Below are 13,080 nucleotides of genomic sequence, written 5' to 3'. Positions count from 1 at the left end.
TGGATATCGGGTGCTCAGGGGCGACGCAAAGCGTCTTCGGCACCATAGCCGTTGGGCAGGACCGGAGCGGCCGAGCCCGACACGCCCTTGAGGCCCTCGAGCAGGTGCTTGCCGATGAGCGCGTCCTGCGGCAGTTCGATCGGGTAGTCGCCGTCGAAGCACGCCGAGCACAGCCGCGACTTGGGCTGTTCGGTGGCCGCGACGAGCTGCTCCAGCGACACGTACCCGAGCGAGTCGGCGCCCACCGAGCGGCGGATGCCGTCGTCGTCCAGGCCGTTCGCGATGAGCTCGGCCCGCGAGGCGAAGTCGATGCCGTAGAAGCACGGCCACTTCACGGGCGGCGACGCGATCCGCACGTGCACCTCGAGCGCACCGGCCTCGCGCAGCATGCGCACGAGCGCGCGCTGGGTGTTGCCGCGCACGATCGAGTCGTCCACGACGACCAGGCGCTTGCCGCGGATGACGTCGCGCAGCGGGTTCAGCTTCAGCCGGATGCCGAGCTGGCGGATGGTCTGCGACGGCTGGATGAACGTCCGGCCGACGTAGGCGTTCTTGACCAGGCCCGACCCGTACGGGATGCCGCTGGCCTGGGCGTACCCGATGGCGGCGGGCGTGCCGGACTCCGGCACCGGGATCACCAGGTCGGCCTCGACCGGGTGCTCCTTGGCGAGGCGGCGGCCGATCTCGACGCGAGTGGCGTGCACGCCGCGGCCGGCGATCGTCGTGTCCGGGCGCGCCAGGTAGACGTACTCGAAGATGCAGCCCTTGGGCTCGGGGGTGGCGAACCGGGTGGACCGCAGGCCGTCCTCGTCGATCGCGATGAGCTCACCGGGCTCGACCTCGCGCACGAAGCTCGCGCCGACGATGTCCAGCGCCGCCGTCTCGCTCGCGACGACCCAGCCGCGTTCCAGCCGGCCGAGCACCAGCGGGCGGACGCCGTGCGGGTCGCGCGCCGCGTACAGCGTCGACTCGTCGGAGAACGTCAGGCAGTAAGCGCCCTTGACCGTGGGCAGGAGCTCCAGCGCGGCCTGCTCGATGCCCTTGTCCGCCGCCGCGTGGGCGAGCAGCGCGGTGAGGATGTCGGAGTCGGTCGTCGCGCCGTTGCGGCTGCTGATGCCGAGGCCCTCGGCCTTCTCCAGCAGTTCGGCGGTGTTCACCAGGTTGCCGTTGTGGCCGAGGCTCAGCGCACTTCCGGTGGCCGTCGTGCGGAACGTGGGCTGCGCGTTCTCCCAGGTCGTGGACCCGGTGGTGGAGTAGCGGCAGTGGCCGACGGCCACGTAGCCCTTGAGCGACTGCAGGACCTGCTCGTCGAACACCTGGCTCACGAGACCGAGGTCCTTGAAGACGACGACCTGCGTCCCGTCTCCGACCGAGATGCCGGCCGCCTCCTGCCCGCGGTGCTGCAGGGCGTAGAGGCCGTAGTAGGTCATCTTCGAGACGTCTTCACCGGGAGCCCAGACGCCGAAGACGCCGCACTCCTCACGGGGTTCCTGTTCGGACTGGGAATGGTCGTCGACCACCGAATTGGCTCCCTCAGGCATGGGGCTGGCTGCAACCCGAGTGTAAGTGGCGCAGCACGTGGTAGACCCCCCTCAGACCCCTGGTGAGGTGATGAAACTCATGCCTTCGGCCCACTTCAGGCCTTCCCGCACCCGTTGAGCGTCCGCATCACACCTTTTTGCAGTTCGTGGTCTGGGTGCGGGTGGAGATGTGCTTCTCGTTGACGCGTTCCTGCACCACGTGGCAGACCACCTCGTCACCGACGGCGACGGGTTCCACGAAGTCCTTGGCGGCGACGCGGCCCGAGTACCAGTCGCTGATCATGTCGGCGGGCTGCTTCCCGGCCAGCACGAGGTCGTACCCCTCGGAGTCCGCCTTGGTGACCTTGAACCTGACGTCGCCCTCGAACCTCTGGTCACCGCAGGCGGTCAGCGCGAGGCAGCCCAGCAAGACGATCGCGAGTGCGCGCATCAGTGCCCCCGTCCGACCTGGAGGACGTCCAGCAAGCGCCGGTCGCCGGTCATCTCCTTGAGGTTCATGCGGTTCCAGAGCCAGAAGTAGACGAGTTCGGCCTCACCGGTCACCTGCGCGTCACCCTCCTCACCGGGGGCGGCGGCACGGACCTCCGGCACCTCGCCGGGCCTCAGGGAGATCAGCCACGACTCCGGCACGTCCGTCGGCCGGACCGTCGCGGTGCCGGACACCGGGTTCGGCACGTCGCCGTCGAGCTGGGCCGCGACGATCGTCGTCAGCACCTCGTCGATGCCGTCGGCGCACAGGTCGGCGTCGGTGGCGACGACCCCGCGGACGACCGTCTGCGCGTCGAACCGGCGCAACACGGTCTCGTGCGCGATCCGGCGGTGCCACACCCACGCGAGGTCGGGCGCCGCGGGCGAGAACGTCCAGACGGGCCTGTTCCCCGGCACAGCGGTGAGGATCTCCGCGGCGGCGGTGATCTGCAGGTCGAGGTACTCGAGCGGCGACAGACCTGCCCGGGGAGGCGGCGGCCGCAGCGCCGTGCGGCTGCCGGTGCGCAGGTACGGGGTGGAGGTCTCCAGGAAGCGCCCGAGGTGGATGACCAGGTCCTGGACGGTCCAGCCGGGACGCGTCGGCACCTGCGCCGCCGGGTCGGCCTCCACGACGGCCTTGCGGAACATCTCGGCCTGTTCGATGAACACAGCGGTCCACCGCTGAGCCGTCCACCCTGTCTGCACCATGAACCACATCGTGCCCGAAACGTTCATCGCGCGAGAGGGGAACCGGTGATGATGTAGCTGCGTCGCAGTGATCGAGGACCAACACGGGGGTGGCGATGTTCGGCGTTGAGCCAGACCTGCTGCGCGACGCGTCCAAGGAGTTCGGCAACGGCTCCGACGCGGTGCGCGAGGCGGCCGAGATGATCTCGATGCTCCGGCTCGACGCGGGCGCGCTCGGCGAGGTCGACGCCGCGGCGGAGTTCGCGGACGCGCTGGCGAGGTTCGTCGGCACGCACTCCCAGGACCTGCAGCGCGGCTCCGCGTGGATGACCGATGCCGCGGAGGGTCTCGTGTCGAACGCCGAGGCCTACCAGCGCACCGACGACGAGCACGCGTCCGTGCTGAAGAAGCTTCTGAGCGGTTTTGGGGGCGGCAAGTGAGCTTCACGGATCCCGAAAGCCTGTACGGCCGGCTCGCGTCCGGTGACGTCGGCCGCATCGCTGCCGCCGCCGACCCGATCACCGGTGCGATCAGCGCGGTCGGCCGCGCGGGCGAGTCCGTCGCCAACGGCGGGAAGACCGCCGTCAGCAACTGGACCGGTGACGCCGCCACGAAGTTCACCGCCAGGGCCCAGCTGTCCGCGAACGCCGCCAAGGCCGCCGCCGAACGACTCGGCGCGGGCGTCGACATCGTCCAGGCCGCCTCGCGCGCCTACGGTCAGATGAGGGGCGCGGCGGACCAGGCGATCAGCGTGTGGCGCGGCCGTCCGCCGGGTCTGGACGCCGAGCAGACCCGTCAGCTCGCGAACCAGGTCAACAACGCGCTGAACAACGTGAAGTCGGGTTACGACAACGTCCTGCGCTCCTACGCGAGCGCGCTGACGAAGATCCCGCCGGGCTTCGAGGAGGCCGCGCGGTCGGACAGCGGCTGGAGCCGCGCCGCCCAGGCCGGTGCTCCTGGTGGCGCGCTGCCGCCGGTGCCGCCGCCGGGCTCCGACCCCAAGGCCGTCGCCGACTGGTGGAAGTCGCTCAGCAAGGACCAGCAGGAAGCGCTCAAGAACACGAAGTACCAGGAGCTCGGCCAGCTCCGCGGCCTGCCCGCAGAGGTGCTCGACTACGCCAACCGCAGGCGGATCCCCGAGGACGCGGCGCGGTTCAACGCGGAGAAGGACCGGCTCCAGCAGCAGCTCGCCGACCGCGCCCGCGAGCTCGGCGTCGACCCGAACTCGTCCGAGGGCCAGCGCGCTCTGCGCAACGACGCCCAGGGCTCGCAGCTGATGTCGCAGTACGACGAAGCGGCTCGCCGGGCGAAGAACGCGGACGACGCGGTCGGCGCGTTGGACAAGGCCGGGCAGCTCAGCGAGGAGACCGGCAAGCGGGCCTACGTGCTCGCCTGGAGCCCGGACGGTGCCGGCGCCAAGGAAGGCGCGATCGCCGTCGCGTTCGGCAACCCGGACACGGCGAAGAACCTCGCGGTGTGCGTGCCCGGCACCACGTCGACGCTCAGCAGCTTCGGCCTCGACCAGGCCTCCAACCTCAGCGCGAAGATGGGTCAGGACGGCGCCGCGATCCAGTGGCTCGGCTACGACGCTCCGGAGTTCCTCCCCGGCCAGGTGAACGACCCCGCGCAGGCCCGCGAGGGAGGCGCGATCCTCGCGAAGGACGTCGAGGGCTACCGCGTCACCAACCCCGGGGCCCACGTCACGGTGGTCGGCCACAGCTACGGCAGCACGGTCGTCGGCTACTCCGCGATGGACAACGGCCTGAAGGCGGACGACATCGTCTTCGTGGGTTCGCCGGGCGTCGGCGCGTCCCACGTCGACCAGCTCTCCGCCGGTGCCGGCCACGTCTACGTCGGTGGCACCGAGCACGACCCGGTCATCCAGGCCACGAGCGGCGACTGGTTCACCAAGGACGGCTCGTCGACCGGCCCTTACGACTCCTCGTTCGGCGCCAAGACCTTCGGCACGTCCGGCGAGTCGTGGATCGGGCACGCCCACTCGTCCTACTACGACCAGGGCACCGAGTCCCTCGACAACATCGCCAAGATCGCGAACGGCGAGGGCGGCAGCGTCACCGAGCAGCGCTGGCAGGACTCGCCGCAGCCCGTCGAGGTGCCCGGTTCGAACCTGCCCGGTGTCGGTCCCGTCATCGACTGGGGCGTCAACACCGGCAAGGAGGTCGTCGACATGGGCGAGGACCTCTGGCGCGGTGGCGGTCAGGTCGTGGACGACATCTCGAACGGCCGCTGGGGTGACGCGGCCGGGCACGCGGTGGACACCGTCGGCGAGGTGGCGAGCGACGTCGGTGACGTGGTGGTCGACACCGTCGGCAACGCGGTCGAGCTGGGCCGGGACGTCGTCGAGGGCGTCGGTGGCGTGGCGAAGACGATCGGGTCCTGGTTCTAGACGTTCTCTAGAACTTCACGACCGGCAGCAGCGGTGAGAGGTCGGCTCGGGTCCCCGACGCGGTGACCCGGGCTCCGTCCAGGGCGGCGTCCCACCCGAGGGCGCCCGTGGCCAGCTCCAGCCACGTGCGGGCGTCGGTCTCGACGACGTTCGGGGGCGTGCCGCGGGTGTGGCGCGGGCCCTCGACGCACTGCACCGCGGCGAACGGCGGCACGCGCACCTCGACGCTGCGGCCGGGCGCGATCTGCTCGAGCGTGCGCAGGCTCAGCCGGACCGCCGCGGCGAGCACAGGACGTTCTGGCTGGTCAGCCTCACCGCGCAACCAGGGGAGCACGGCCTGCACGGCGGCGCGCATCTCGGCGGGGTCGACGGCTTTGGCTGGCACGCCGCCCACATTAGCGAAGGGGCGGCGGCGCTCCGGGGGCTGTTGGTATACCTGGGGCCGTGATCAGGAACTTCGCCGTCGTCGGTCCCGGGCAGGCGACCAGGGAGCGGCTCACGACGGCGCTGGCGGCGGCGCCGAACATCTCGGTGTACCGGATCGGGCGGGGCGCGGACCCGTTGCCCGTCTCGGCCACCTTCGACCCGGCCGACGCGCCGGGCTGCCGCAGCCTGCTGGACTGGTTCGAGCGCGGCGCGCCGTCGGGTGCCGTGCTGCTGATGGACGACTGGGCCCTGTGCGCGGGCCTCGACCGCGAGCTGGACAGAACGGTCGAGTGGATCGCGGCGTTCGGGCCGGCGCGGGGCGTGCAGGTCGTCGTCACGGCGCGGAAGTGGTCGGACGTGCCGGACCGGCTGCGGCGGCACCTGCACGGCGAGGCCACGGACTTCCTGGCGCTGCACGAGATCGAGCCCGACCTGGGCAACAGGTACCAGCGCCGCGACCTCAGGGCCGCCATCGGCGCCGACCCCCGCGGCTGGCCCGTCTACATCGACGTCAACAGCACCCTCGCCGCCTGCCTCGGCCGGCCGGCGGACCGCGAGCAGAAGCTGCTGAGCGCGTTGCTGGGCCTCATGGTCACGCACTCGTCGGCCGACCTGAACTTCGCGCTCTTCGACATGAAGAACGTCGGGCTGTTCGACGGCCTGGAGACGGCGCCGCACGTGGCGTGCGCGCTGTCGGGCGAGGACGACGACGAAGTGCTCCAGCAGTTCCACGACGGTCTGGCCGCCGAGCTCGACCGCCGGCGCCGGCTCAGGCAGGCGGGCGAGCCCTTCCCCGCCCTCATGGTGTGCGTGGACAGCCCCGAGACGCTGGTGGAACGGTGCCCCGCCTACCGCGGCCTGCTGCAGTCGCTCAGCGGGGCGGGCCACGAGCTCGGCGTCCACCTGCTCTACTCCGGCGACGGGCTCGCCGCTCCGCTGCCGGCGCAGATCCCGGCCTGGCCCGCCGCGGTGCCGCCGTACGACCTGGAGGAGTGGGCCGAGGTCCTGCCGCCGGCGCTCGCCGGCACCTGCCCGCCCGCGCACGTGCTCGCCCAGCCACCGGCCGGGGCGTTCCAGGCCACGCAGAAGCTCACCCTGCCGCCGCGTCCGTCCACTTCGGACGTGGTGGGGGAGGTGGTGCAGCCAGTGGAGTTGGTGCCGCCGGTGGACGCGGTACGGCCAGTGGACGCGGCACGACCAGTGGACGCGGCACGACCAGTGGACGTGCCGCCACCTCCGTCCCCTTCGGGCCTGTCGCTCGACATGCTCCCGCCGGGGGCCATCGGCCTCGTGGACCTGCCTTCCGAGCAACGCCGCGACGTCCTGGTCCCCACCTTCACCCAGGAACGGCGCCACGGCGCCATCGTCGGCAAGCCGGGCACCGGCAAGAGCACGACCCTGCGCACGCTCGGCACCGTCCTCGGCGACCCCGAGCGCTACCAGCTCCTCGACGGCCCCGGCGAACCCCTCGACCCGCAACGCCACATCGTCGTCACCGCCCGCTCCTGGGACCAGGTGCCGCCGTTCATCAGGAACAGCCTGGCGTTCGCCGTCGAGTTCCGCCTCGACGACCCGGCCACGTCACTGGTCGACGCCCGGCAGGCCGCCCGCGTGCCGGACCGGCCGGGGTTCGGCCTCTCCCTGCCCGGCCGTCTCCACGCCCAGATCGCCCTCCCGTGAACCACCTCGGCCTGGTCGGTCCGCCGGACCTCGTCGCACGCCGGATCGCCGCGGTGCCAGGGCTCTACCGCATCGGCCGGGGTGAGGTGCCGGGTGTCGCGGTGAGCTTCGAGCCCGGTGACGAACGGCGGCGGCAGAACCTGCTGGCCTGGTTCGAGCGCGGTGCGGAACCCGGCGCGACGCTGCTGGTCGACGACTGGAAGTACTGCTGTGACAACGATCCCGGGCTCGCCGACACCGTGCGGTGGATCGCGGCGGCCTCGTGGAACGTGCGGGTGATCGTCACGGCTCGTGCGTTGGACGAGTTGCCGGAGCGGTTGCCGTTGCGGGTCGAGGTGCTGGACTTCCTGTCGTTGCACGGGATGGCGCGGTTCACCAAGGCGCTCGCGTGGAAGGGGCGGTGGTGGAAGGTTCCGGTCGGTGTTGACGAGAGCGGTGCGCCGGTCGTCGTGGAGCTGACGCACTTCGCTGACGGCAAGTGGCGCACCGGGTCGCACCTGGCCGTCCCGTGGCGGGAGGCCTTCCGGAGTCTGGTGCTCGGGCTGATGACGACGCACTCGCCCAAGTTGTTCCAGGCGTGGTTCATCGACGCGCACGACTCCGACGTGTTCGACGGGCTCGACCGGGCTCCGCACGTCGTGGCACGTCATCGGCACGTGGCGCGGGATCCGCACAAGATCGCCGACCTGCTCGTCGAGGAGTCCGAGCGCCGGCTCGAGGTCGTCGGCAACACGTGGACCGTCTTCGACCACCGGGGTTTCGACCAGGTGTTGCCGCAGCTCCTGGTGTGCGTGAGCGGGTTCGGGGACATCGGCGCGGAGGTGTTCGAGGCCGTCGCGCAGGACGTCGGCAAGTCCGGGGTGCAGCTCCTGCTCGACGGGCCGAGCGGACTGGCCGATCTGGTGGTCGGCGACTGCCTGGTGCCCGCGAACCTCGACGAGGCCGCACGGGATCTGCCGGCGTTGATGCACCAGGACGAACCCGCGCCCGGCTTCTTCGCGCTGCACGAGATGCCGAACAGGCACGCGTGGCGGTCGCGACCGGTCAAGCTGCAGTACCGGGTGCCGGTCGGCGTGGACGAGCACGGACAGCCGGTGGAGATCGACCTCAAGTCGAAGCACCTGCAGGACGGCATGGGGCCGCACGGCGAGGTGATCGCGCCCGCTGACAAACGGGCTGAAGCTGTTCGGGCGCTGGTGCTCGGGCTGATGGCACGGCATTCGCCGGACGAACTCCAGGTCGTCCTCGTCGACTTCCACGGCAGCGGTGTGTTCGCGGGGATCGACGGCGCACCGCACATCCGGCACGGCATCGTGGACCTGCTGGAGGATCACGAGCAACGCACCAGGACTTTGGCGCACAACAACTTCCGCAACATCTGGGACTACCGGGCCGCCGGGCTCGTCCTGCCCGAGCTGCTGGTCTGCGTCGACGGCGTGCAGGCGTTGCTGGAGGAACGCCCGGAGTTCGCCGAGGTCCTGCGGACGCTGGCCACGGCGGGGCGCACCTACGGCCAGCACCTGCTGTTGTGCGATGCGGTACCAGGCGAGCACGGCTCGTACCGGCTGGAGTTCACCGAGCGGGGCTGGGTGCGGCGGATCGGCAGGTCGGTGGAGAGGGTCGTGCTCCCCACCGACCTGAACGACGTCGTGTGGTCGTTGCCGATCAGGATGGCCGAGTCATGAGCGGCGCAGCTTCCGCTGTGCGTCGTAGAGGTTGCGCGGGACCACGGACGTCGTGCCGTAGAGCTCCAGGCGGGAGTTCAGGTCGCCGGTGAAGTCCGGCTTGTCGACCTGACCAAAGTCGCGGACCTCGGAGATCGCCACGGTGGCGCTGCACGGCGCGACCTGGTCGATGCGGACGTTGCCGGCCCGCTGGTTGGTGACGGTGACGTTCCAGTGTGTGAAGCGGGCGCCGTAGAGCGGGCCCGCGTTGGCGCTGCCGCCGTGGGCGCCCACGTTGTTGATGGTGATCTCGGTGCGGACGTTGGCGAACGGCAGGCCGCGGTGGGTGTCGAAGACGTCGTGGTCCATCCGGCCGCGCGTCCAGACGTTGCCGCAGGAGAGGCCCTCCACGTTCAGGCCGTGGTTGCCGGCGCCCGCCTGCGACGGTTCGGACGGGGCCTCGATCATGAAGCCGTCGGTCAGGTTGTCGTGGGACTGCTCGCGCACGGCGTACGCGTGGTGGTGGCCTCGCCCGGAGACGCGGGTGTTCAGCAGTGAGATCCCCTTGGAGGACACCAGGAGGAACCCGTTGTCGACGTCCTGCACGTGCACGTCGTCGGCCCAGCAGTCCCACGCGCACTGGAACGCGAGGCCGTTGTACCCCTTGTCCTGCAGGTGCTTCGGGGTCGGCACATTGAACATCTCGATCTTGATGCCCTCGACGCCGGCACCGGTGATCACGGGCGCCATCGTGGTGAGACGCGCCTTCCACTCCGGGCGGATCTCCAGCGGCAACGGCTGCGCGAGCTTGACCCTGTTGCCGCGCACCCACTCCACGCGCACCGGCCACAGGAACGGGAAGTACGACAGGAGCTTGTCCTTGTCGTCCCAGCGGTAGCTCGCCGTGCCGGGGACGTCGCCGCACATGTGCTTGGGCAGCGAGTACTCCGAGTCGTCCAGCCGCAGCAGCACGCGTTGGCCCGCCCGCAACGACCGTCCGTTCTCGACGGTCACGACGAACGAACCCCTTGCGGTGGAACCGGTCACGGCCGTCAGCGTCGAGCCCTGCTCCAGCTCGTTGCCCGTCCAGCCCTCGAACGGCCACCTGCGCGCCTTGATCGCGTCGACCAGCGGCTGGTACCGGTCGCGGTGGCAGACCCACACGAGGCCGCCCGACCAGCTCCAGGCCGAGTTCTCCGAGCCGTACCGGCTGCGGTTGATGCCGACGATCTCCTCGAGCGACCTGGTCGCGTAGAAGGTCGTCCTGCCGCTGCCCGCGCCGCGCAGCACGACGTTGTCGTAGCCGATGCGGACGACGTCGTCGATGCGGTAGCGGCCCGGTGGCACGTGGACGGTGCCGCCGCCGAGCCTGCCGACGAACTCGATCGCCTTGTTGATCGCGGCGGAGGCGTCCGCCGACCCGTCGGGCCGGGCGCCGAAGAACAGCACGTTCGCGAGAACGGGCCGGCGGGCGGGCTTCTCACCGGTGCGGTAGCCGGCGTAGGCGACGTTCGGGATCTGCGGGTGGTCGAACGGGTCGGCAACGAACTCCTGCCACAGCGAAGCGGAGGACTGCGCGGAGGCAGTCCCCGTCATCGTCGACGTCCCGACCAGTGCCGCTCCCGTAGCCAGCAGGAACGACCTTCTGTCGATGCTCATTTCGCCGTCTCCAAGGGGTCTTGGCCACGGCGGCGGTGATCAGATCAAACCAGACGTCAGACGCCCGCGGAACGGCTCGCTTCGGCGATCAGCTCGTCGACCTGGTGCATCATCCGGCGCGCGTCGGTCGGCGTGAACGTGCTCCACGGCGGCTGACCGTTCGAGGCACGCCGTTGTTGCAGGTAGCGGCCCTCTTCGGTGTCGAAGAACGCGACCACGCGCTCGGGGCGCCAGCGCTTGCCGTACTTGTCGCGGGCGGCCGCGCCGAAGTTCCCGGTGTGCACGAGGCCGGTGAACATCTTCACGAGGGCCTTCGCGTCGTCCTCGCGCAGCCCGATGCCGCGGAACGCGGCCTCCATCGACTTCGGCGAGCCGTCGGTCTTCGCGATCGCCTTCTCGATGTCCTCGCTCGGCAGCGTCACGGACATGCCCGTGCCGGCGGGGTGCGCGGGGAGGACGGACAGCACCGCCGAGGCGAGCCCGGAGCCCGCCCACGGCTGGAACGTCAGCTGGTCGTCCCGCAACGTCGCCAGCGCGCCCCAGTCACCGTTCGCCACGGCGAGGACGCGCAGGCTGTGACCGAGCCAGAGGCGGCCGTCCGCCTCCCTCTCGGGCTTCACGAACAGGCGCAGGAGCCCTTCCAGCTGGGACGAGAGCCCGCGCGAGTTGCCCAGGCGCCGGTGGTCCAGCTGCTGGTAGACGCGGTTCTCGAGCTGGATGCGCTCGTCGCGCGTCTTGCCGGGGGTGGGAACCTTCAGCACGAGCGGCATGGGGCCGACGTCCATCCGTTCCCACACGACGTCGAACTCCTCGGCGGAGAGGGTGATCGGCTCCCTCTCCGCTGCTGCGCCGAACAGGCTCACTCCGACAGGCCGCCGATGACCGGCGGCGCGACCATGCGCTCGTCGCCGAACACGTCGTCGGTCTCGACCAGGTAGTCGGCCGCCTTGTGCTCGATGTCGTCCTCGCCCTCGCCCTTCTGGCCGTGGGCACCGCCGCCGCCCATGCCGGCACCGGCCGCACCGCCCTTGCCCGCGCCCGCACCGACGCCCGCGGCACCGCCGCGCATCGCGTCAGGACCGGAGCCCATGGCGCCGGACAGGCCGCCGGGCATGCCACCGGGCTTCATCGCGCCCTGCTGGCCGGCGGAGCCGAGCGAGCCGGACATCGGCCCGAACGCCTTGCCGCCACCGGCGCCGAGCTGACCACCGCGCACGCCACCCGAACCGCCGGGGCCACCGGGACCGGTCAGGCCGGGTCGGGTGAACACCGGACCGCCGGGAGGCGTCGGCGTCGGGTTGTGGGTCTGGCCCGGGTTGGGCAGCGTCGTGGGAGGCGGGGTGTGCGTGGGAGGCGGCGTCGTCGTCGGAGGCTGCGTCCACGAGGTGTGCGTGGTGTCGGTCGGCGGAGGGGTCCAGCCGGTCGAGACCTGCTGCTGCGGGGTCGTCGTCGAGACCGGCGTGGCCCACGACGGGGTGGTCGTGCCGGTGCCGGAGGGACCGGCCGAACCGGTCTGGCTGTAGCCGACGCGCGTGCTGCCCGTGCCGGTGTCGGCGGGAGGCGGCGTGTCGATCACGACCTGCGGCGGCGTCGGGAACTCGCCGAGCGTCGAGGAGTTCCAGCGGCTGTCCGACTGGTAGTCCTCCATGACCTTGACGGCCTGGGCGGCGGCGTTGTCCGCGGCGGCTTCCTGCCGCTCGTGGTCCACCTGCTGGCTCACGACGTGCGCCATGCCGACCGGACCGGTCAGCGCGCCCGCGGCGATGTCGAGGAAGCCGGGCTTCTCGGTCGTGACGGGGACGACCTCGGGCATCTTCTTGCGCGCGTCGGCGATGTACTCGCCCTGCAGGCGCGCGGAGGACTCCATGGTCGTCGCGCCGGTCTCGGCGAAACCGGCCCACTCGGCCAGCGGCGACAGCGCGCCCTGGGCGGCGTCGGAGGCGTCGGACTCCCAGTCCGCGCCCATCTTCGCCAGACCGGCGTGCAGGTCGTCGTCGATCTGCTTGAGGGTCGCGGCGACCCTCTTCCAGCCCTGCTCGACCGGGATGGAGGCGGCGACGCCGGGACCGGAGTTGATCATGTTGTAGAGCTCGGGGTGCCCGTACCCCTGGAAGCGGTGGTCAGTCATCGGTCAGTCCCCCTCTCAGGCCTGGTCACGCAGGTGCTTGCCCCACATCGCGGCGTTGTCGCCCTCGGTGAGGATGTACTGCTGCTCGATCGCCTTGAGCTGGTCGATCACGCCGACGAGCTGCTTGCGGTAGGCGGTCAACGCCTCCAGCGCCTTGTCGCTCGTCTGCTGGTTGAACTTCTTGGACGTCTCGTCGCTGATCGGGTCTTCCGCCCACGGCCTCGTGGGGAGGTCGGCCACGGCGTCGGTCAGCTTGCCGTCGAACTCGTCCAGCGCCTTCTCGAAGGCGGCTCTTGCCTGTGGAATCGCTGACGGGTCCACCTTCAGCTTGCGCTGACCGAACTGGGGCGGCGACGACGCGCCACCTCCACCATCCGCGAGAAACACGGCACACCCTCCTCAGTACGGCCCCTCAGGAAT

The 13,080-nt window shown here is 70.9% G+C and carries 12 protein-coding genes; 4 read left to right on the top strand and 8 right to left on the bottom strand.

All coding sequences use genetic code 11. The features are described 5' to 3' along the window. Positions 1–14: 14 nt before the first annotated feature. The 3 genes from purF to ND450_RS34055 all read right to left on the bottom strand — a co-directional run bounded on the left by purF (position 15) and on the right by ND450_RS34055 (position 2,717). Positions 15–1,541 (bottom strand): amidophosphoribosyltransferase, encoded by a 1,527-nt coding sequence (purF, locus tag ND450_RS34065; protein WP_089918742.1) that lies wholly within the window; start codon positions 1,539–1,541, stop codon positions 15–17. A 127-nt stretch (positions 1,542–1,668) separates the two neighbouring features. Next, positions 1,669–1,971, bottom strand: a complete 303-nt coding sequence (locus ND450_RS34060) for a hypothetical protein (RefSeq protein WP_253322408.1) — start codon at positions 1,969–1,971, stop codon at positions 1,669–1,671. Next, a complete protein-coding gene (locus tag ND450_RS34055; protein ID WP_253322407.1) occupies positions 1,971–2,717 on the bottom strand; it encodes a maleylpyruvate isomerase N-terminal domain-containing protein in 747 nt (248 codons plus the stop codon). The genes ND450_RS34060 and ND450_RS34055 overlap by 1 nt, the downstream gene beginning before the upstream one ends. Before the next feature lie 95 nt (positions 2,718–2,812). On the opposite strand from ND450_RS34055, the gene ND450_RS34050 reads away from it, so the two are divergent. Continuing rightward, complete coding sequence (locus ND450_RS34050; protein ID WP_253322406.1) at positions 2,813–3,136, top strand: type VII secretion target; 324 nt, start codon at positions 2,813–2,815, stop codon at positions 3,134–3,136. Beyond that, positions 3,133–5,103, top strand: a complete 1,971-nt coding sequence (locus ND450_RS34045; protein ID WP_253322405.1) for an alpha/beta hydrolase — start codon at positions 3,133–3,135, stop codon at positions 5,101–5,103. The genes ND450_RS34050 and ND450_RS34045 overlap by 4 nt, the downstream gene beginning before the upstream one ends. A gap of 7 nt (positions 5,104–5,110) precedes the next feature. On the opposite strand, the gene ND450_RS34040 is transcribed toward ND450_RS34045, so the two are convergent. Beyond that, entirely contained in the window at positions 5,111–5,458 is a 348-nt protein-coding gene (locus ND450_RS34040; protein ID WP_371927798.1) for a sterol carrier family protein, read from the bottom strand. A gap of 89 nt (positions 5,459–5,547) precedes the next feature. Between ND450_RS34040 and ND450_RS34035 the strand changes: the two genes are divergently transcribed. After that, positions 5,548–7,209 carry a hypothetical protein gene (locus ND450_RS34035; protein WP_253322404.1) on the top strand — a complete coding sequence of 554 codons (1,662 nt, stop codon included), beginning with the start codon at positions 5,548–5,550 and terminating at the stop codon, positions 7,207–7,209. Beyond that, the gene (locus tag ND450_RS34030; protein ID WP_253322403.1) at positions 7,206–8,894 is read left to right on the top strand and encodes an FtsK/SpoIIIE domain-containing protein; all 1,689 of its coding nucleotides are present in this window, start codon (positions 7,206–7,208) and stop codon (positions 8,892–8,894) included. Before ND450_RS34035 ends, ND450_RS34030 begins: the two co-directional genes overlap by 4 nt. Here ND450_RS34030 and ND450_RS34025 read toward each other — a convergent pair. Genes ND450_RS34025 through ND450_RS34010 form a run of 4 tightly spaced genes read right to left on the bottom strand, consistent with a single transcriptional unit; the run spans position 8,889 to position 13,047 of the window. Further along, positions 8,889–10,532: a glycosyl hydrolase family 28-related protein gene (locus ND450_RS34025; protein WP_253322402.1), complete on the bottom strand. Its 1,644-nt coding sequence runs from the start codon at positions 10,530–10,532 to the stop codon at positions 8,889–8,891. The genes ND450_RS34030 and ND450_RS34025 overlap by 6 nt on opposite strands. A gap of 56 nt (positions 10,533–10,588) precedes the next feature. Beyond that, a complete protein-coding gene (locus ND450_RS34020) occupies positions 10,589–11,395 on the bottom strand; it encodes an ESX secretion-associated protein EspG (RefSeq protein WP_253322401.1) in 807 nt (268 codons plus the stop codon). Continuing rightward, complete coding sequence (locus ND450_RS34015) at positions 11,392–12,660, bottom strand: PPE domain-containing protein (RefSeq protein WP_253322400.1); 1,269 nt, start codon at positions 12,658–12,660, stop codon at positions 11,392–11,394. Before ND450_RS34015 ends, ND450_RS34020 begins: the two co-directional genes overlap by 4 nt. 15 nt (positions 12,661–12,675) lie before the next feature. Further along, positions 12,676–13,047: a transcriptional regulator gene (locus ND450_RS34010; RefSeq protein ID WP_253322399.1), complete on the bottom strand. Its 372-nt coding sequence runs from the start codon at positions 13,045–13,047 to the stop codon at positions 12,676–12,678. Between the last annotated feature and the right edge of the window lie 33 nt (positions 13,048–13,080).

Source organism: Lentzea sp. HUAS12 (genome assembly GCF_024125735.1).
GTDB classification, from domain to species: Bacteria; Actinomycetota; Actinomycetes; order Mycobacteriales; family Pseudonocardiaceae; genus Lentzea; species Lentzea albida.
The sequence above is the reverse complement of the archived record's forward strand: the minus strand, read 5'-3'. Positions and strand labels throughout refer to the sequence as shown.

Excerpts from the sequence above, each read along its gene's own strand:
- ND450_RS34040 (WP_371927798.1), bottom strand. The coding sequence starts at position 5,458 with ATGCGCGCCGCCGTGCAGGCCGTGCTCCCCTGGTTGCGCGGTGAGGCT.
- ND450_RS34055 (WP_253322407.1), bottom strand. The coding sequence starts at position 2,717 with ATGGTGCAGACAGGGTGGACGGCTCAGCGGTGGACCGCTGTGTTCATC.
- ND450_RS34050 (WP_253322406.1), top strand. The coding sequence starts at position 2,813 with ATGTTCGGCGTTGAGCCAGACCTGCTGCGCGACGCGTCCAAGGAGTTC.
- purF (WP_089918742.1), bottom strand. The coding sequence starts at position 1,541 with ATGCCTGAGGGAGCCAATTCGGTGGTCGACGACCATTCCCAGTCCGAA.
- ND450_RS34015 (WP_253322400.1), bottom strand. The coding sequence starts at position 12,660 with ATGACTGACCACCGCTTCCAGGGGTACGGGCACCCCGAGCTCTACAAC.
- ND450_RS34025 (WP_253322402.1), bottom strand. The coding sequence starts at position 10,532 with ATGAGCATCGACAGAAGGTCGTTCCTGCTGGCTACGGGAGCGGCACTG.
- ND450_RS34060 (WP_253322408.1), bottom strand. The coding sequence starts at position 1,971 with ATGCGCGCACTCGCGATCGTCTTGCTGGGCTGCCTCGCGCTGACCGCC.